At 58.7% G+C, this 19,033-nt stretch carries 18 protein-coding genes; 12 read left to right on the top strand and 6 right to left on the bottom strand.

The genetic code is table 11. The features are described from left to right. Nucleotides 1-154: 154 nt before the first annotated feature. Nucleotides 155-2,068: an ATP-dependent DNA helicase RecQ gene (locus B1C80_RS26170; protein WP_077924161.1), complete on the bottom strand. Its 1,914-nt coding sequence runs from the start codon at nt 2,066-2,068 to the stop codon at nt 155-157. 94 nt (nt 2,069-2,162) lie between these two features. Here B1C80_RS26170 and msrB point away from each other — a divergent pair, with 94 nt between their 5' ends. Together msrB and B1C80_RS26160 are read left to right on the top strand one after the other, a co-directional pair. Further along, complete coding sequence (gene msrB, locus B1C80_RS26165) at nt 2,163-2,570, top strand: peptide-methionine (R)-S-oxide reductase MsrB (RefSeq protein ID WP_077924160.1); 408 nt, start codon at nt 2,163-2,165, stop codon at nt 2,568-2,570. Between the two features lie 94 nt (nt 2,571-2,664). Continuing rightward, nucleotides 2,665-5,352 carry a T9SS type A sorting domain-containing protein gene (locus tag B1C80_RS26160; protein ID WP_139361750.1) on the top strand — a complete coding sequence of 896 codons (2,688 nt, stop codon included), beginning with the start codon at nt 2,665-2,667 and terminating at the stop codon, nt 5,350-5,352. Here the strand turns inward: B1C80_RS26160 and fbp are convergent. Together fbp and pckA are read right to left on the bottom strand one after the other, a co-directional pair. Then, nucleotides 5,296-6,360 carry a class 1 fructose-bisphosphatase gene (gene fbp / locus B1C80_RS26155; protein WP_077924158.1) on the bottom strand — a complete coding sequence of 355 codons (1,065 nt, stop codon included), beginning with the start codon at nt 6,358-6,360 and terminating at the stop codon, nt 5,296-5,298. The genes B1C80_RS26160 and fbp overlap by 57 nt on opposite strands. A 222-nt stretch (nt 6,361-6,582) precedes the next feature. Further along, nucleotides 6,583-8,160 (bottom strand): phosphoenolpyruvate carboxykinase (ATP), encoded by a 1,578-nt coding sequence (gene pckA, locus B1C80_RS26150; RefSeq protein WP_077924157.1) that lies wholly within the window; start codon nt 8,158-8,160, stop codon nt 6,583-6,585. A 155-nt stretch (nt 8,161-8,315) separates the two neighbouring features. Between pckA and B1C80_RS26145 the strand changes: the two genes are divergently transcribed. Next, on the top strand, nt 8,316-9,815 hold the full coding sequence (locus tag B1C80_RS26145; protein ID WP_077924156.1) for a helix-turn-helix domain-containing protein: 1,500 nt from the start codon (nt 8,316-8,318) through the stop codon (nt 9,813-9,815). 44 nt (nt 9,816-9,859) lie between these two features. Here B1C80_RS26145 and B1C80_RS26140 read toward each other — a convergent pair whose 3' ends face one another. Further along, on the bottom strand, nt 9,860-10,774 hold the full coding sequence (locus B1C80_RS26140) for a pirin family protein (protein ID WP_077924155.1): 915 nt from the start codon (nt 10,772-10,774) through the stop codon (nt 9,860-9,862). 112 nt (nt 10,775-10,886) lie between these two features. On the opposite strand from B1C80_RS26140, the gene B1C80_RS26135 reads away from it, so the two are divergent. After that, complete coding sequence (locus B1C80_RS26135; RefSeq protein WP_077924154.1) at nt 10,887-11,909, top strand: LLM class flavin-dependent oxidoreductase; 1,023 nt, start codon at nt 10,887-10,889, stop codon at nt 11,907-11,909. Nucleotides 11,910-11,923: 14 nt separating this feature from the next. Here the strand turns inward: B1C80_RS26135 and B1C80_RS26130 are convergent, their stop codons facing one another. Beyond that, entirely contained in the window at nt 11,924-12,862 is a 939-nt protein-coding gene (locus tag B1C80_RS26130; RefSeq protein ID WP_077924153.1) for a CPBP family intramembrane glutamic endopeptidase, read from the bottom strand. A 165-nt stretch (nt 12,863-13,027) separates the two neighbouring features. Here B1C80_RS26130 and B1C80_RS26125 point away from each other — a divergent pair, with 165 nt between their 5' ends. The 3 genes from B1C80_RS26125 to B1C80_RS26115 all read left to right on the top strand — a co-directional run bounded on the left by B1C80_RS26125 (nt 13,028) and on the right by B1C80_RS26115 (nt 14,453). Then, complete coding sequence (locus tag B1C80_RS26125; protein ID WP_077924152.1) at nt 13,028-13,444, top strand: organic hydroperoxide resistance protein; 417 nt, start codon at nt 13,028-13,030, stop codon at nt 13,442-13,444. 55 nt (nt 13,445-13,499) lie between these two features. Continuing rightward, nucleotides 13,500-13,931 (top strand): hypothetical protein, encoded by a 432-nt coding sequence (locus B1C80_RS26120; RefSeq protein WP_077924151.1) that lies wholly within the window; start codon nt 13,500-13,502, stop codon nt 13,929-13,931. An 87-nt stretch (nt 13,932-14,018) separates the two neighbouring features. After that, nucleotides 14,019-14,453: a MarR family winged helix-turn-helix transcriptional regulator gene (locus tag B1C80_RS26115; protein ID WP_201723595.1), complete on the top strand. Its 435-nt coding sequence runs from the start codon at nt 14,019-14,021 to the stop codon at nt 14,451-14,453. A 229-nt stretch (nt 14,454-14,682) separates the two neighbouring features. Here B1C80_RS26115 and B1C80_RS26110 read toward each other — a convergent pair whose 3' ends face one another. Continuing rightward, complete coding sequence (locus B1C80_RS26110) at nt 14,683-15,276, bottom strand: hypothetical protein (protein ID WP_077924226.1); 594 nt, start codon at nt 15,274-15,276, stop codon at nt 14,683-14,685. A gap of 356 nt (nt 15,277-15,632) precedes the next feature. Between B1C80_RS26110 and B1C80_RS26105 the strand changes: the two genes are divergently transcribed. The 5 genes from B1C80_RS26105 to B1C80_RS26085 form a co-directional block, all read left to right on the top strand. Beyond that, nucleotides 15,633-16,034 carry a T9SS type A sorting domain-containing protein gene (locus tag B1C80_RS26105; RefSeq protein ID WP_077924150.1) on the top strand — a complete coding sequence of 134 codons (402 nt, stop codon included), beginning with the start codon at nt 15,633-15,635 and terminating at the stop codon, nt 16,032-16,034. A gap of 238 nt (nt 16,035-16,272) precedes the next feature. After that, the gene (locus B1C80_RS26100) at nt 16,273-17,151 is read left to right on the top strand and encodes a hypothetical protein (RefSeq protein ID WP_161492821.1); all 879 of its coding nucleotides are present in this window, start codon (nt 16,273-16,275) and stop codon (nt 17,149-17,151) included. Between the two features lie 22 nt (nt 17,152-17,173). Beyond that, entirely contained in the window at nt 17,174-18,034 is an 861-nt protein-coding gene (locus tag B1C80_RS26095) for an AraC family transcriptional regulator (RefSeq protein WP_077924148.1), read from the top strand. A gap of 137 nt (nt 18,035-18,171) precedes the next feature. Further along, the gene (locus B1C80_RS26090; RefSeq protein WP_077924147.1) at nt 18,172-18,558 is read left to right on the top strand and encodes a DUF983 domain-containing protein; all 387 of its coding nucleotides are present in this window, start codon (nt 18,172-18,174) and stop codon (nt 18,556-18,558) included. A gap of 268 nt (nt 18,559-18,826) precedes the next feature. Then, nucleotides 18,827-19,033, top strand: a 207-nt coding sequence (locus tag B1C80_RS26085; RefSeq protein ID WP_369822744.1) for a hypothetical protein, incomplete at its 3' end; no start/stop codon positions are given.

Below are 19,033 nucleotides of genomic sequence, written 5' to 3'. Positions count from 1 at the left end.
CGGACGGTTTTGTCGGTAGCAGACAGTTGCTGACGCATGAGCGGTCCGACTACGCGTCCCGGTGAGGACACGGACCACGGTGACCGGGCGCGTCGTTTGGTGAAACGCGGACCTCGGTACGTCTGCGCGGGTCAGGAGTGACGGGCTGGCTGGGTTATTGACTTTTGAGCGTTAGGTTGCCGCTTTTGGTGTAGGCAATTTCTTCTTCGGCCAGCATCTGCCGGATGGTCTGGGCCAGGGTGTCGGCGTCGGTCTGGGCGAAATGGTGAGCCAGCTGTTTGGGCGAGATACCCGGTCCGTTGGCCAGTGCTACGTAGTCGCGGACCTGGTCACGGACGGCAGTGGTGGCGGGGTCGGCTTTCTTTTTCTTCCGGATGCAGTTGTCGCATATGCCGCAGGCGTCGCCGGTTTTTTCGCCGAAGTAGGCCTGCAGCAGGCGTGTGCGGCACTGGGTCGGGTGTTCGGCGTAGATCGTAGCGGCCTGTACTTTGCGGAGCGCCAGCTCTTTGCGCCGGTTCAGCTCGGGTACATTGACCGGCAGGTCGGGGGCGTGGTGGCGGGGCGTCAGGAATGTAAGCTGGGGCTTATCTTTCTGCTTCTCGTAAATAACTACCCCCCGCTGGTCGAGCTGGGTCAGCAGGGCCTCGATCTCGCGCTGGTCGATCAGGAAAGCGCGGGCCAGGGTTGTTTCCGAAATCGTGATGAAATCCGTAAACAGCTCGCCCCCATACAGCCGAAGCAGCAGTTTGATAAACGAATCGAACCGGGGATTCAGCACCTGAAACTCGTACAGCTGCCGGTTATCCAGCGACAGCGTTAGCCGCGACGGATGGAAATAGTTTTCGTTCAGCTGAATGAACCCTTCTAGCTGGAGCTGCTTAAGCGCATAATGGGTTTCCTGCGGGGGGAGGCTGAACGTGTTGGTAAAGGTAGCCAGGTCGAAATCGTAGCTGGCAAACTCGCCCCCGCCAACCGGCACGGCCGTATAATTGGCCAGCGCCTGATACACCCGGCGCAGCATCTCGACCGGCTGATACAGCTGTTCGGTACGAAAGCGCAGGCTTTCCAGATCGTTCTGGGTGTAGAGCATCAGCGCGTAGGCTTTTTGCCCATCGCGTCCGGCGCGACCCGCTTCCTGGTAGTAGGCTTCGAGCGAGTCGGGCACGTCGAGGTGAACCACCAGCCGAACGTTCGGTTTATCGATGCCCATCCCGAACGCGTTGGTCGCCACCATGACCCGGGTCCGGTCCTGAATCCAGGCATCCTGCCTGTCGGTCCGTTGCTGGGTGGTCAGCCCGGCATGGTAGAAATCGGCGGAGATGTTCTGGCGTTGCAGCAACTGCGCAATCTGCTGGGTTTGCCGCCGGCTTCTGACGTAGACGATGGCGCAGCCCGGCACCCGCTCCAGCACCCGAATTAGCCGGTCTTCCTTGTTTTCTTCAGACAGGGCCGAGTACGACAGGTTGGGCCGCGCAAAGGTTTGCCGAAACACGCGGGGCTCGCGCAGGGCGAGTTTCTCGACAATATCGGTCTGCACGTCGGGCGTAGCCGATGCCGTCAGGGCAATGATGGGCGTGTCGGGCAGCAGGTCGCGGAACTCGGCAATTTGCAGGTAGGGCGGCCGGAAGTCGTAGCCCCAGGCCGATATGCAGTGGGCTTCGTCGACCGCCAGCAGGCAGACCGTCATCTGTTTGGCGCGCTCGATCACGATCTCCGTCCGGAGCCGCTCGGGCGACAGGTATAAAAACTTGGTATTGCCGTAGATGCAGTTGTCCAGCACCGTATCGATCTCGCGGTAATGCATGCCCGAATAGATGGCCGCGGCCGGAATACCCCGTCGGCGCAACTGCTCGACCTGGTCTTTCATCAGCGCAATCAGGGGCGTGACCACAATACAAACGCCTTTCATAGCCAGCGTCGGCACCTGGAAACAGATCGATTTGCCACCCCCGGTCGGCATCAGGACCAGCGAGTCCTGCCGGGCCAGCACGGCGTCGACAACCTCTTCCTGCAACGGCCGGAAGGTGTCGTATCCCCAAAATTGCTGAAGTATCTGGCGGGTCGTCATGCGAGTGATGCCGCAAATTTACGACCGTATGAACACAAATCAGACCCCTTTCTGTTATTGGTTTGTACCCATAGTTCAACAAACGAGAGCAAACATGATCCAGAAAGTCATCAAGACCGACGACGAATGGCGGCAGCAACTGACGCCGGAGCAATACCGGGTTACCCGTACCAAAGGCACCGAACGTCCGTTTACGGGCGAGTACTGCGAAGCCCACGACCCCGGCCTGTATGCCTGCGTCTGCTGCGGCACGGAGTTGTTTGAGTCGACCACCAAGTTCGAGTCGGGCACGGGCTGGCCCAGCTTTACCGAGCCCATCGAGGCCGATCGCATCCGGCTGGAGAAAGACTTCAGCCACGGCATGATCCGGGTCGAAGTGCTTTGCAATGTGTGTGATGCGCACCTGGGACACGTCTTCAACGACGGGCCTCCGCCAACGGGCATGCGCTACTGCCTGAACTCGGTGGCGCTGGTACTGAAGCGCTCGGCCGAGGTGTCGTAAGATAAGGTAAACGGCGGAGTAGAGGGGCTGATGCCTGCTTTGCGGGATTTGTCCGCTATATTCAACCCGCTTTGTGCTCCCTCTACTCACGCTTATGTTCCATTGGAAACCAGCAACCGCGCTTGTCGGCGTTCTGTTGCTGATTGGTTTAGTCTGTCCGTTCCGGGCGTCGGCACAGCCGGTACGCGCTACTCCGCCCGATCCGTCGATCCCGTACCAGGCGTTTGTGCGGCAGCTGCGGACGTCGGGCGCCAGCGCGGTTCCAGGTCCCCGGGTGGTTTGTTACCTGTCGGGTCAGAACGGGTCTGGCTCGGTGCCGCCCCCCGAGGCTTTTCTCCGCACCCGCCAAGCGTCGAACGGTCGGCAGGCGGCTCCAACGGCGCAGTTTATCGTCGATTATCGAAATTTTACCCCCGAAGCCCAACGGGCGTTTCAGTACGCCGTCGACATCTGGGCTACGCAGATTGCCTCGCCCGTACCGATCCGGATTCAGGCCAGCTGGATCAGTCAGGAGCCGGGTGTGCTGGGCGCGGCCGGCCCATCCAGCTACCGGGCTGGTGCTGATGGGGTGCAGAAAGGATACGGCTATTACCCCGTGGCGCTGGCCGAAAAAGTGGCCCGCCGGGCGCTTAACAGTGATAGCGAACCCGATATCGTAGCGCAGTTCAACCGTAACAACGAGTGGTATTACGGTACCGACGGCAAAACACCCCCCAACCAGCCCGATCTCGTTACGGCTGCGCTGCACGAAATAGCGCATGGGCTGGGATTCATTGGTTTCTTCGACGTTGTTAACAGCGTAGGGTACTACTCGGCGGGTCTGCCTTCGGTCTACGATCACCTGATCATAAACGGGATCGACAATGGCCCGGCCGTACGACCGGTGGCCGACATGAGTTCGATGCCGGGCGGGTCGGTCGCGCTGGGTTCGTTTCTGACCAACAACAACCTATTTCTGAACGGACCGCTGCTGGTTCGTCAGTTTGGCCGTCGGCTGCCGCGGCTGTCGGCCCTGCGCCCGTTCGACCGCGCCGTCAGCCTGTACCATCTGAACGAAGACAGCTACAGCAGCGATAGCCTCAACCGGCTCATGCGGCCCCGGCTGAAGCTGGGCGAGGCTACCCACAGCCCGGGTCAGATTACCCTCACCACGCTGGCCGATCTGGAGTGGAAAACGACCTCGGTGCTGCACACTCCGCTCGAGAACAGCGAAGATCCTAAAGATCTGGTCTTCAGCGCCCGTATTGTCAGCGACACGGCCTACGCGCCCAATTCCGTACGGCTGTTCTACCGGAAATCCCAGCCGGCGACCGGCGACACGGCCGTTACAGCCGTACCCATGACGCAGGTTGGCACAACGGGCGAGTTCAGAGCCACGCTCCCGGCCGCCCAGGCCCAGGGCGAAGTCTGGTACTACCTCTCAGCGCAGGATGTGTCGGGCCGTACGTTTACCAATCCCGGCAAATTACCGGCGGGCGCGCAGGCCCTCTATCGGGTGCTGGCTGGTCCCGACCTGGTGCCACCCACCATCCGCTACAGCCCGGCTAAAAGCCTGATTCTGAATGTCGCCGTGGTCGATAGCCTGCCCATCAGCGCCCTGATTGCCGACGACCGCATTACGGGGGTCGAATCGGCATTTGTCGAGTATCAGATCAACGGCGTTTCGCAACCTAACCTGCCGCTGCCCCGTCAGCCAGCCACGATTAACGGTGTTAGATACGATAGCCTCTACATGAGCCGGATCAGCTTCCCGGCCAATTCGCTCAAAGCTGGTGACCGAATCACCTACCGGATTGTAGCCCGCGATGGCTCCCGCAACCGAAATCTGGCCTACAGTCCGGCCTCGGGTACGTATGAACTACGGGTAGTAGCTCCGCAGCCGGCTCGGGATCGGTACGTGACGTCTTTTCAGGAAGCGGCTACGGTAGCCAGCGATTTCGCCACGGCGGGCCTGAACCTGAACCAGCCTGCGGGTTTCAGCGATCCGGCGCTGCACTCCGATCACCCCTACCGCAACGGAGCCGATTACCTGGGCCGTACCCAGGCCGAAGCCACGCTGCTGGTTCCGATCCGCATTGCCGCCAACCCCGACAGTGCGGTGATCCGCTTCGATGAGATTGCGTTGATTCAGCCCGCTGAGTATGGCACCCGTTTTGGCGAACCGGGCTTTAACGACTACGGCATTGTTGAGGGCTCGAACGATAATGGTCGCAGCTGGCGGCCCCTGGTAGATGGCTATAACGCACTCGACCAGACCGACTGGCTGGCGGCTTATAACCGCAATCTGGTAGACGGCACCCAGATCGGCGAGCGAAACTCGAACACGGTCGGGTTGCCCGCGCTCTACAAACGCCGGACCATTCCGCTCATCGGGGCGGGCGGGTTCCGGGCGGGAGAAACGATCCTGATCCGGTTCAGGCTGTTTATCGATCGGATCAACTTCGGCTGGGGCTGGGCCATCGACAACCTGCGGATTCAGGTGCCGCCCCCGCCCATCGTGCTGGGGAACGAACCCGTCAGCGCGGCCTCGGTAACGGTTTTTCCGAACCCCCTCACCAGTGGCCTCCTCACTGTACGGGCCGATTATCACAAACCCATTGGCCGGGCCGAGCTGCGCGTCACCGACCTGACCGGCCGGCTGGTATGGCATACTACGCTGCCCGTATCCGGTACATCATTCAACCGACAGATCGACCTGAGCTCGCTGACGACCGGCCTTTACCGGCTACAGCTCAACCTGGGCGATGCGGTGCTGACCCGACAGATTCTGATTGCTCACTAACCCGGCCAGCTCGGTTACCATCTGCGTAGACCCCGCAAAAACGGGCGTACGGGCGTGCAGCGCGTCGGGCCGAACGTCGAGGATGGGCTGGCTGGTCGAAATGGCCTGCCCGTTCGCCTGTTCAGCCAGCCAGGCCATCGGGTAGGCTTCGTACAAAAGCCGGATTTTGCCGTCGGGCTGGGTACTGGTGCCGGGGTACAGATAAATACCACCCTTGAGCAGGTTGCGGTGAAAGTCGGCCACGAACGCGCCGATGTAACGCGCCGAGCAGCCCCGGTCCCGACATTGGTTCAGGTAAGCGCGTACCGACTCGTCGTAGGTCGAAAAATAGCCTTCGTTGCAGGAATAGATTCGTCCCTCGGCCGGGCACTGGATGAGGGGGTGCGACAGCATGAACTCGCCCAGCGACGGATCGTAGGTAAAGCCATTGACGCCGTTGCCGGTCGTGAATACCAGCATGGTAGAGGGGCCGTAAAGCACGTACCCGGCCGCTACCTGCCGCCGACCGCCCTGCAGGAAATCGGCTTCGGTGGGCTGGCTGCCAACGGGCGATACACGCCGGTAGACCGAAAAAATAGTACCGACCGATACATTGGTGTCGAAGTTCGAGGAGCCATCGAGCGGGTCGAGCGCCACCACGTATTTGCCGGTCGGGTACTCGGTATAGATGATCTCTTCCTCTTCTTCCGAAACAATGCCCGCCACTTCGCCCCCGTTGTTGAAGGCCCGTACGAACCGGATATGGGCCGCCAGGTCGAGCTTTTGCTGCATCTCACCCTGCACGTTGGTACTGCCTGCCGTACCGGCCAGCCCCGACAGCCCCGCCCGGTTTATTTCGCGGTTTACGATCTTGCTGGCCAGCGCAATGTCGCGCAGGAGTTGGGAGAGGTCGCCCACGGCCGATGGAAACTGGCTTTGCTGCCGTTTGATGAACCGGTCGAGGGTAATGCCAATGGGTAACCCAAACGCGGCTGTATCCGAGCCGTTAAGCGTGTGTTGAACCGTCATGTTAAGAATGGTTTATGCGTCTGTTACCAGGAAGGTTTCGTTACGGTCAACGGGGAAAGGGTATGAATGCCGGAACCAGGTTACTGATGGACATCGACTTGGCATCCCGACCGGTACGCCTGTACGAATCGGGCGGCAAGATCTTTTGATAGCCATCAGACAGTCGTAGGTGCGGTATGGATGCCGGGGCTGAGACGGCCACGGCATCCATACCGCGAACGGCTAGATTTCTTTCAGTTTCTCGGCGAAGGCATTGGCGAGTCGTCTGGCTGCGGCCGTGTACATGCCTTTGTACTGCCAGGTATCGATCGGGTTAAGCAGCTCCATCGGCACGCCGGGGCAGCGCTTGGGAATAGACAGGCCAAATTCGGCATGTTGACCGAACGGAACATCGTCGAGCGCGCCGGTCAGGGCTGCCTGGATCATGGCGCGGGTATGAGACAGGGCCATCCGTTTTCCAACGCCGAAGCCGCCCCCTTTCCAGCCCGTATTGACCAGCCAGACCTGCGTACCATACTGTTCGATGCGCTGCTTCAGGAGCGTTGCGTACTGCCGGGCGGGCAGGGGCAGAAAAGCGGCCCCAAAACAGGGTGAGAAGGTCGCCGTAGGGCTGCTGACGCCCTGTTCGGTACCGGCCACTTTCGCCGTATAGCCCAGCAGGAAGAAGTCGAGCGCCTGCTGGGGCGTTAACCGCGACAGCGGAGGCAACACCCCAAACGCGTCGGCCGACAGGAAGAATATATGCTTGGGGGCCGGTCCGACCGCGGGCTGCCGGGCGTTGCGGATGTGATCGATCGGGTATGAGCAGCGCGTATTCTCGGTAACCGAGCCGTCGGCGTAGTTAACGGTGTTAGTGCCGGGAACGAAGCGGATATTTTCCAGGATAGCCCCCGGCCCGATGGCGTCATAAATCTCGGGTTCGTTCTCGCGGGTCAGGTTAATGACCTTGGCGTAGCAGCCGCCTTCGAAGTTGAAAATGGCCGGTTCGTCTGGTCCGTTATCGGCCCAGCCGTGTTCATCGTCGCCGATGAGGTGGCGGGTGGGGTCGGCCGAGAGGGTTGTTTTTCCCGTTCCCGACAGGCCGAAGAACAGGGCCGTATCGCCATCTTTGCCAATGTTGGCCGCGCAGTGCATGGGCAGTACGCCGTGCTGGAGGGGCAGGCTGTAGTTGAGTGCCGAAAAAACGCTTTTCTTGATCTCGCCGGCATAGCCCGTACCGCCAATCAGGATAACCCCTTTCGACAGGTTCAGGATGGTGAAGTTGGCGTTGCGGGTGCCGTCGATAGCCGGGCTGGCCGTAAACGCCGGGTCCACAAGAATGGTGAAATCAACGGGGCCGTCGGTCGGTTCGCTGGCGTCTGGCCGCAGAAACATATTATAACTGAACAGATTGTGCCAGGCCAGTGTAGTAATGATGCGCAACCGAACACTGTAGTCGGGCAGGGCACCGGCCCGGGCATAGCGGGTGTACACCCTGCGGCCGCTCAGGCTGGCCAGCATCCGCTCCTCCAACTGATCGAAAGCATCGGCGCAGAACGGCTGATTCACGTCGCCCCAGTCGATGGTATCCGTTGTCTGCGCGTCGCGGACAATGTACCGATCTTTGGGGGTCCGGCCGGTAAAGCGGCCGGTCTGGCAAACCAGGGCGCCGGTGTCGGCCAGCTGCCCCTCGCCGTTGGCCAGAATTTCGGCAACCAGGTCATCAGGAGCAAGATCCTCGAGCAGGTGAACGTCGGTAGGTAAATGGAGCCATGAATGATCACTGGCAAACGCTACTGGGGGCACGAGTAAAGCTTCCATAGATGACTGGTTTTTGGTGATGTTTTGAGACAATGTGATGAAGTGTGTCAAATATATTTTGCGATAATATGTCAAACAAGCGATTTATCGCTAAATCTTGAAAACTTGCTATAAATCAGCAAATCCGTACCTTTATTCCTTCAACTTTTGAGCGAATGGACCTTAATTCCAGCAACATACGGTTGCTTTTCGGGCTGAAACTCCGGCAGATGCGGCTCGATAAATCGCTGACGCAGTTTGAATTGGCTGAGCGGGCAGGCGTATCTCAGTCGTATATCAACGAGATCGAAAAAGGGAAGAAATATCCCAAGACCGAGAAGATCATCGGGCTGGCCAAAGCGATGGATACGACCTATGAGTCGCTGGTATCGCTTCAGCTCAACAAAAAAATGGAGCCTATTTACCAGTTGCTCCGCTCCAATCTGCTGACCGAGCTACCCCTGAACATGTTCGGCATTGAGCCGGGCGATCTGCTGGAGCTGCTGTCGGAGGCCCCCGTCAAGCTGAGTGCCTTCATCAGCACCGTAGTCGAAATGGCCCGGAACTACAACGTAGACCTGCCCCATTTTTACTTCACCGTCATGCGGACCTACCAGGAGATGCATGATAATTACTTCGCCGACATCGAAGAAGCGGCCGATGCCTTTCTGCGCGAGAGCGGGTTGCCGACAGAGGTTATTGTGAGCGATACGTTCCTGAGCGACTACCTCAGCGATCACTACGGCTATCATATCGAGCTGTTCAACGAGAAAACCCAGCCCGCCCTGACGCGGCTCCGGTCGGTCTATATACCGCACGAAAAGCGGTTGCTGCTGAACCAGACCCTCACTACCGATCAGCGGGCGTTTACGCTGGGCCGCGAGCTGGCGTTTCAGTACATGAACCTGACCGCCCGCCCCCTCACGTCGACCTGGGTGGAGGTGAGCTCGTTTGAGCAGGTGCTGAACAACTTTCAGGCGTCGTACTTTGCCGGGGCCATTCTGATTCGGCGGGAGGCTCTGCGCGCCCGGCTGGATGAGTTACTCAATCTGTCGACCTGGAAGGAGGCTTCGGCGGCTCTGACGGCTATGCTCGACCAGTTTCAGGCCACGCCCGAAACGCTCCTGCTGCGGATGAGCAACCTGCTGCCGCATTACTTCGGGGTCGATCAGCTGGTGTTTCTGCGGTTCGAGCAGGAGACCAGCAGCCCCGTGGTGAACCTGACCCGCGAAATCCACCTGTCGCGGCTGCACAATCCGCACGGCACTACCGACGAGCATTATTGCCGGCGTTGGGTATCGCTGACGAGTCTGCACGAGCTGGAAGAGGTGCTGCGGGCCAGGGCCTACCAGACCCCGCTGGTACGGGCGCAGCTGTCAGATTACATCGACTCGCAGAATACGTACCTGATTATGTCGTTCACCCGGCCGCTGACTCCCATCCGGCACCTGAACCATAGCGTGGCGCTGGGTGTGCTGGTCGATGAAAGTTCGCGGGCGCGTATCCGGTTCCTGAACGACCCGGCCCTGAACCGGCGGGAGGTGAACGAATCCTGCGAGCGCTGCCGCCTGACCGACTGTCTGGAACGGGTAGCCCCGCCCAACGTGCTGCAGCGCCAGCAGCGGATTGCGGCCATCAAGCGAACCCTGCTCGACCTGGGGCTGGCGCAGCCGTAGGTTCGGGTCGTTATACGGTTTTCGGTGGCTACAAAGCCGTAAACTCAGGATAGCGGTTGCGGAGGGGGCGTACCGGCGGGCCTTGACTTGTCCTGGGGCAGCGGTACAAACTCGGCATTGTCGTTGGGAGGCAGCGCAATACGACCCGCCTGCCAGTCGGCTTTGGCCTGCTCGATCCGGTCGAGCCGCGACGAGACGAAGTTCCACCAGATGTAGCGCTCACCCAGCGGTTCGCCCCCCAGCAGCATGAGCGTGCAGGTTTCTTTAGCCACCAGAATCGGGTCGATGCCGCGGGTAAACACCAGCAGCTGCCCGGCGCTGTACGTATGGCCGTTTACCTCCACGCTTCCCTTCGCTACGTAAGCGCCCCGCTCAGGAAAACCCACCGGCAGGCCAAAACGCGCCCCCGGCTGCAGAACAACGTGGGCGTAAAACAGGGGCGAGTGGGTTTTGACGCCGTTTTTCAGCCCGAAGGCATCGCCCGCAATGAGCCGCAGCCAGACGCCCGTATCGGTAAAGACCGGCAGCTGGTCGGGCTGGTAGTTCTCGAACGTGGGCGCGCTTTCTTCGTCGGCTTCGGGCAGGGCCACCCAGGTCTGTATCATCTCGAGCGAGCCACCCGCCAGCGTGGCCGGGTCTTCGAACCGTTCGGAATGGGCAATGCCCCGGCCCGCCGTCATCCAGTTAACCTCGCCCGGCCGGATAATCTGCTGTACACCCAGACTGTCGCGGTGGGTAACCTGCCCGTCGAAGAGGTAGCTGACCGTCGACAAACCGATGTGCGGATGGGGCAGCACGTCCATGCTGGGTGCCTGCTCGGGGCTGAAGCTGACCGGCCCGCCATGATCCATGAAGATAAACGGGCCCAGCATACGGCGCAGGCGGTAGGGCAAAATGCGTTTTACGGTAAATCCATTTCCGAGCGAAGCGGGTCGGGCGTCAATGATCAGATCTAACATGGGCGTAAAAAGTAACGAACAGACAGTATACCCTCCTGCCGAATGAACTACAAACCCGGCGAAAGCATTACCCAGACAGGCTGAAAGTAACAGCTTATTTTCAATCTGTCGTATGCAGGTAGGTATAGATAGTTTTGCGGCCGCGTTTCAGCAGGCCGGTAACCGCCCCGTATCCAATGATTCGGAGGCTCTGAATCAGTTGATTGACCGAATCGAACAGGCCGATCAGGCTGGGCTGGACGTGTTCGGTATCGGCGAGCACCACCGGCCGGAGTTTCTCGACTCGGCGCCTACGCTCATCCTGGCGGCTGCGGCTGCCCGTACCCGCCAGATCCGGCTGACGAGCGCAGTAACGGTCCTGAGCGCAGCCGACCCGGTGCGGGTGTTTCAGCAGTTCGCTACCCTCGATCTGATCTCCCGAGGACGCGCCGAACTCGTTGTGGGGCGGGGTTCCTTTACCGAATCGTTTCCGCTCTTCGGCCTCAACCTGCACGACTACGACGCGCTCTTCTCCGAAAAACTCGACCTGCTGCTCACCATCCGCGACAACGAAGCCGTACACTGGTCGGGCCAGTACCGACCCGCCCTGACCGGACAGGGCATTTACCCCCGGCCGTTACAGAAGCCGCTCCCGATCTGGATCGGCGTGGGCGGCACACCCCAGTCGTTTGTTCGGGCGGGGGTGCTGGGCCTGCCGCTCATGGTAGCCGTTATTGGTGGCGAAACGCATCGGTTCCGGCCCCTGGTCGACCTGTACCGCGAAGCCGGACGGCGGGCGGGTCATGCGCCGGAGCAGTTGCAGGTGGGGCTCCATTCGATCGGGTACGTAGGCAACACGACCCAGGAAGCCATCGCCGACTTTTACCCGGGCTATGCCGAAACCTTTACCCGCATCGGCAAAGAGCGTGGCTGGCCACCCGTTACCCGTGCCCATTTCGACGCCATGAACAGCGAACGCGGGGCACTGCTGGTAGGCGGTCCGGAAGAGGTGGCGCAGAAGATTCTCCGGCACAGCGAAGCGCTGGGGGGTATCTCGCGGGTTACGTTCCAGATGGACAATGCCGGGCTGAGCCACCAGCAGCTCATGAACGCTATCGACCTGATCGGCACCCGCGTTTCTCCCTTGCTGCGGTAGCCGCCCCCGTAGGGTCAGCGCCCGGCCTTTTGCAGAAAAGCGGCCAGTTCCATACCCCAGGCAATGCCGATATGGATCAGCAGCCCCCCCCAGATGCTGCGGGTGCTCAGCGCCAGTACGCCCAGCAGGTAGCCCCCGAAGACGGACGAAACCGCTTCGCCCAGCGGCCGGCCGAAGTGAATGGCGCAGTACCAGACCACCATCGGCAGTACGGGCCCGCGCATGACCCGGCTCATGCCGATGACCAGAAACCCGCGGAACAACAACTCGGTCGGTACGAAGTCCCAGCCGTAGCAGAACTCGTACACGAGCGCCGTAACCCATTCCGGAACCCCGAAAAACGCGTTGGCGCCGGTGTCGTGGTAGGTTGGGTAGGAGGCCAGAAAGTCGGGCTGGAACGACGCCAGCGTGATTAGCGGTACCATCAGCGCCAGCAGCAGCGCGTACAGAGCCAGCCCTTTCCGCTTGGGCGCCATGCCGTAGAAAGCCGACGGGTTCAGGCGCTGGTCGACCAGCCGGTAAAAGACGTACAGCGGCAGCACGATGGTCAGCACCGATTGCAGGTTGTGCAGGCAGTAGTACAGAAAAACGAATACCTCGCCCCCGAACAGCTGCCGGCTCAGCGCCACGTGCCCGTAGAAACCCGAATAGATCGAGTAGCAGACCAGCGCTGTGCTGCTGCGTAGCCAGAAATCGCGGCTTCGCCAGAGGTCGGCGCGTTGGTGAAAATGGGTCCAGAGCCAAACACTGCCGTAATAGCAGAGCGCGTAGAGGCCAGCGTAGAGTACCGGCCAGATGGGTCGTCCCTGGTAGCTGTCGATGTACGAGTCTTCGAGATCGAGGGAGTAGTTGACGGCGAGCAGCAGCAGTAGCCAGGCCGCCGTAGCGCCGTACAGATCGGGCCGGTAGTCGGTGCGGAGGTAGTGGCGCAGGTCGTGCCAGAGGGCTTTCACAGGAGAGGAAAGAGGGGAGTTCGTTCCAAAAATACGCAGCAGATCAGCAGGTTGAGCCGATGCTACAGGTACATAACCATGACTCGTAAAAAAACACGTTTGGATTGGAAGACTGCCGTCATTACATTTGTATCGCAAACGATATAATCTTTAACGATATAAATTATGAACGCGTTGTATGAAACGAGCGTGAACGTATCCGGCGGGCGGAACGGGCACGTACAAAGTGAAGATGGCATTCTTGATCTGCAGGTTCGTACGCCAAAGGAATTGGGTGGCGCCGGTGGACATACCAACCCCGAGCAGCTGTTTGCGGCCGGCTACGCGGCCTGTTTCGACAGTGCCCTGAACCTGGTCATGGGGCAGGCTAAGGTGAAACCGGAGGCTCCGTCCAGCGTAAAGGCAACGGTGGGCCTGATTCCGAATGGTCAGGGTGGATACGGTTTACAGGTGGCGCTGGCCGTTACGATTCCGGGCATCGATAACGAGCAGGCCCGGCAACTGGTCGAAAAGACGCACCTGGTTTGCCCTTATTCGAACGCTACCCGGGGCAATATCGACGTTCAGTTGCAGGTCATCTAATCATAACCAGCGTCCCGTAGCTGATGCGGGACGCTTACTGCCTACCCCTACCACCATGAAAACAACGAAGACGAGTGCGCTGCAAAATGGCTTCCGAATCCTGCTGGGAGTTTTTATGTTGCTGGCCGGTATTGGTCATCTGACGTTTCAGCGGGCCGAGTTTCAGGCGCAGGTGCCCGACTGGCTCCCCTTCAGCAAAGACAGCGTCGTGCTGGTGTCGGGGCTGGTCGAACTGACGCTCGGCCTGGCGATGGTCTTCTGGACCCGACATAAGGTCAGTGTAGGTTTGGCGCTGGCGCTCTTCTACGTGCTAATTTTCCCGGGCAATATTGCCCAGTACGTGAACGGCACAAATGCGTTCAACCTCAACTCTGACCAGGCCCGGCTCATTCGGCTTTTCTTCCAGCCGGTGTTAATTTTATGGGCGCTGTGGTCAACGGGCGGCCTTACCTACTGGCGGCATCGGCAAACGCCAGCTGCGCAGTAACGGCGGTCCGCAGACCGAAGACAGTCCATGGCGGGAGATCAAACCAGATGGCCCGCCGGTAACAAACATAAATCCAGCGCTGTACCCATGACGATCAATGAATCGCTCAAACTGGAAAACCAGCTGTGTTTTCCCCTCTACGCGGCATCCCGGCTCGTGACCCAGTGCTACCAGCCGGTTCTGGACGAGCTGGGACTGACCTATCCGCAGTACCTGGTTCTGCTGATCCTGTGGGAAACGGACCGGGTCAATCTGAAGGTACTGTCAGAAAAACTGCATTTGCAGTCCAACACCTTAACCCCGCTGCTCAAGCGCATGCAGACCGTGGGCCTGATTGATCGGGTTCGCTCTCAGGAAGACGAACGGAGCGTAATTATTTCGCTTACGCCGAAAGGGCAACAACTGGCCACCGAAGCCCCCAAAGTGCTCAGCCGACTGACGAGCAACCTGGGTATTTCGCTGGAGGAAGCGCAGCAGCTACACCGGTTGTTGTATAAACTAATAGGCAGTATAGCCGTGTAGCACAGCAGCAGGCGCCCGTTTCGCGAATCTGTTTCTAAACACATACTGCGCTGAACTGGTCAACGGGTCTTGTATGGGCATGATTAGCAACGAAGTAGCGACCACAACCTAACCGGCAAAGGGCACCCGCCGGATCACCACGAACTAAGCGGGAGGTTTGATTACCTGCTCATCGACACACCCGGGGCGGTATCGGAGAAAGCCGTTACCGTTTTTTCGATGGAATATTTTACAGACGTATCCTGAGTTGGGGGCCGATGTGTAGGCCAACCACAGGGAAATCCGGTTCGATATAGCCCCCTGTTTTCAGGCCTATACCAACCCGTTGACTGATTATATAGTAGGCCTCCAGACTCACCGGAAGGGCCAGATCCGTAAAAGACGATTGTGCATAGTACGTGGCACCACCGGTGCTGTTGTTTACCCGATAAGGATACTCCAGTCGCTGATTGAAAAAGCCAATCCCGGCTCCTGCCTGTAGCGTAAACCCGCCCGTTCGGATAAGTGAATACTTAGCCATTCCATAGCCATACAGCTGATAACCCCGGGCATTGGTACCATCCTGGGGATTAAAAAGGCTCATCGGGTCATTGGAACGAATGTCGTCGAAGTAATCAAAACGACCTGTCATAAATCCAGACGATATCGTCCAGCGTCCGGCAAGGTGATAGTCAAAATCAGCCGCAAAGTATTCTCTCGCTTTATGCTGTTTAAAGCTAGGGCTCGTGTAGGCTCCGTAGCTTACTGCAACATCGTAGGTTTTTTCCTGAGCAAGACTCATCAGGGGCACTAAACACAGGCAGGCAAGAAGGCTTAGTTTCATAGCGTTGAGCCGGTAAACGGGTGTGTAAGAAAGCACCATAAACGCTGGGATAGACTTGTTTCTACACAAGCTTATGTACTTACGAATATATACATGTAAACATAATCTTATTACACTACTACTATATAAGTTAACGGGTCAGGCAATTTCCCGCTGACTGGTTGATAAACGGTTGATTGTTTTTTCCCTGCCAGCTGCCGGAAAAAGAAATAAGCCACTTTATGGTGGCTATTGGGGTGGTTTTCTCAAAAGTGGCAGGGATTGACCCATTTGTGACAGGGTGGGGGCGGGTGGGTGCCGACCTTTGATTCATCAAAACGGACACAAATCACCAACCCGCATAAACACTACCAGTCATGAAAACGCTCATCGCTTCCCTCGCCCTTGCCCTGTCTCTCACCGTTGCCAGCGTCGCTCCTGCCAGCGCCAACCCCATCACCCGCCCTGCCCGTTCGGCCAGCGTGGCCAGCTACCAGAGCGGGGTCTACACCACGGCCGAAGGCAAAGTGCAGATCGGTCTGGACAAGCAGCCGGGGGGCAAGGTCAGTATCCGGCTGGTCAACAGCCAGGGTCAGGAGGTCTACCAGGAGCAGGTAGGCAAGCGCCAGCAGCAGGTTCGTTTGCGGCTGGACGTAAGCGGTCTGCCCGACGGCTCATACACCTTGCTAATCAGCAACGGGGTAGAGACGACGACCCACGCTTTGACGATTGCCACGGCCCAGCCCTCGGAAAGCACCCGCCGGATCGCTATGAACTAAACAACAACCGCGGCTCCGCTTCTACCATCCACCTTCCTGAACATGGGGTCAGCCCCGGATATAGCCAACGCAACGGCTGTGTCTGGGGCTGATCTGTTTTATAAACTACCGCGCAGAAATCGGGAAAAGCCAACCGATTCGCTTTCTTTGCTGTTTAGTAGATAGAACTACTATTTCGATTTTAGTAACACAGGGTTCTACTCAATACCGCTTTGTCGTTTCCAGACTCAACGTTCCTATGCAACCAACAATCCGTAAGGGGCTCCTATGGTCTCTGCTTCTACTGGGTTTGATCAACTGTTCTGTACCCGAACCCGAGGCCGATCAGTCCCTCGTTCTTGCCACCGAACTGACCACCAAACCCGACACCCTGGCCCGGTTCGAGCGCCCCGACGTGACCCAGATTGCCGTCAACGGCCGCGGCCCGGCCAACAAACCCATTGCAGTAAGCCGCGGAACCCAGCCGACCCGGAAAACATTCACCTACGACGCGCAGGGGCGGCTGTTGGCCAGCCTGGAACCCACGGTCTTCGGCTATGAGTACTACCTGGGCGTATACCAGCAAAACCGGCTGGTTCAGGTCTATTGGGCCACCAATCAATCGGCTCTTAGCCCCGCCAGCTATTCGCAGAACGTGATCCGGTACCGCTACAACGGCGAGAACCAGATCGGTCAGGTGCTGCACTACCAGCGGCTGAAAGACGGCGAAGGCCAGTACCGGCTTGTACAGGTCGACGAATACCAGTACGATGCAGCGGGCAGCGTAGCGACCAATCGCCGGACAACCCTGGCCGACAGCAGCTATCAGATTACCACCTGGAGTCAGGGAAAACCAGCCAGCACCAAACGCTTCAGCCGGCAGGGCACGCTCGACGACGCTACCGAGTATACCTACGACGATAAGCGCAATCCCTACGCGGGGCTGTACTTTCCGGGTCTCGATCCGTCTAATATGGGCTATGCCAGTAACCTGATCGAAACCAAAGGGCAGTTTGGAGTTTACCGGCGTGAATACAAACTGGACTACGATGCCGCTGGCCGGATCGCTGCCCGCTCTATTCGCCTGACACCCAACGATCCCTGGACGGTAGAGTACCAGTTTTACTACGGTCAGTAACCCCCGGCCCGCCCGGTCTGTCATGTCTGCATCGGTACCTGTTTATCAACTCCAGTCGTTTCCGCGTCATGAGCCCGACACGCTCTTCTACATGACCCGGCTCGAAAAACTGGTTCAGGAGTTCAAAGGCATCGACAAGCCCCACTCGCATACGTTCTACCTGCTGATGTGGATCAGCCAGGGCAGCGGCACCCATACGATCGACTTCAAAACCTACCCCGTTACCGGACACCAGCTGTACTTCCTGACGCCGGGGCAGGTGCATAGCTGGCAGCTGTCGGCCGATATTCGGGGTTTCAACCTGTTTTTTGAGCCGGGCTTTTTCCGGGCCCGCTTCGGAAACCGGCTCTATCAGTACCCGTTTTATCACTCGCATCAGCACCTCCCTCTGCTGGAGGTCGGTCAGCAGGCGGCTCTGTTCAGTGATTTGTTTGCCTACGCCTATGAGGAATACGAACAGCGCCGGACCCATCAGGCCGAGGTGTTTCTGTCGTTTGTTCATATCCTGCTGGAGTCGGCCAACCGGCTCTACGGCCAGCAACTGAGCGGAACGGAAGGGCACCTCTACGACCGAATCCGGCAGTACGAAGAGCTGCTGGAAGCGCAGTTTGTCCGCACCCGCGCAGTCAGCGCCTATGCCGATCAGATGGGAGTTAGCCCCAATTACCTCAACCATATCTGTAAAAAGGTACTGAACAAAACGGCCAGCCAGCTGCTTCACGACCGCCTGCTGATCGAAGCCCAGCGTCTGCTGACGCATACGACCCGGTCGGTCAAGGAAATCGGGTACCAGCTCGGCTTCGACGATGGGTCGTATTTCGTCCGGTTCTTCCGGAAGCAGGCCGGACTGACCCCCGCCGAGTTCAGGCAGGCGGAACGCTAGTATCGTTGATTTGTACCATAGCCGGGCTAATTTGTCATGGCATCGGGCCAGGGGCGGGTGTACCTTTGTCTTATAAAATAGGGGTTGATTAAGAGCCCGTAACCGCTCTGCCAGCCTCGCTAACTACGCCAATAGCCATGTCTTCCGATAGCCGATTAACCAGTATTTTGTTCAACAAATGTCCGCGGTGCCATGAGGGCGATTTCTTCGTGACCAAGAGCGCCTTCAGCCGGCATTTTGACCAGATGCACGATCACTGTCCGCACTGCGGAACGAATTTCATGCCGGAGCCGGGGTTCTACTGGGCTTCCATGTTTGTGAGTTACGCGTTCTTCACGATCTGGACCCTGCTGACCTTTTTTATTGTCGTCATCGGGTTGAAGGTCGATCTGAACTACTACCTCGTCGGGCTGGTGCCTACGCTGATTATACTGACTCCTTATTTCTTCCGGATGGCGCGCCGGACCTGGCTGACCATCTTCATCAAGCCCCTGCCGCACCCGGCCCCGGGCAAACTAAGCTGAGATGACCCACCCGAAATGGGAAAAAGGCCTGTGCTTGTCAAAAGTGCAGGCCTTTTTTTGGCAGCAGCCATTGACTGAACCGTAGTCACATAGACGTAAAATGGCGGTAAAAAAACCGGCGAATCAACCCGAAACGGGCCTGTATGGTCTGCATTTCCCAAAAGTGGCAGGGATTGACCCATTTGTGACAGAGCGGGGGCGGGGTGGTGGCGACCTTTGATTCATCAAAACGGACACAAATCACCAACCCTCATAAACACCACTAGTCATGAAAACGCTTATCACCGCCTTCGTTGTTGCCCTGTCTCTCACCGTTGCCAGCGTGGCTCCTGCCAGCGCCAACCCCATCACCCGCCCTACCCGCCCCGCCAGCGTGGCCAGCTACCAGAGCGGGGTCTACACCACGGCCGAAGGCAAAGTGCAGATCGGTCTGGACAAGCAGCTGGGAGGCAAAGTCAGCATCCGGCTGGTCAAC

It is taken from the genome of Spirosoma sp. 209, from assembly GCF_002006735.1.
Classification (GTDB): domain Bacteria; phylum Bacteroidota; class Bacteroidia; order Cytophagales; family Spirosomataceae; genus Spirosoma; species Spirosoma sordidisoli.
This window is presented reverse-complemented; position numbering and strand designations above follow the sequence as displayed.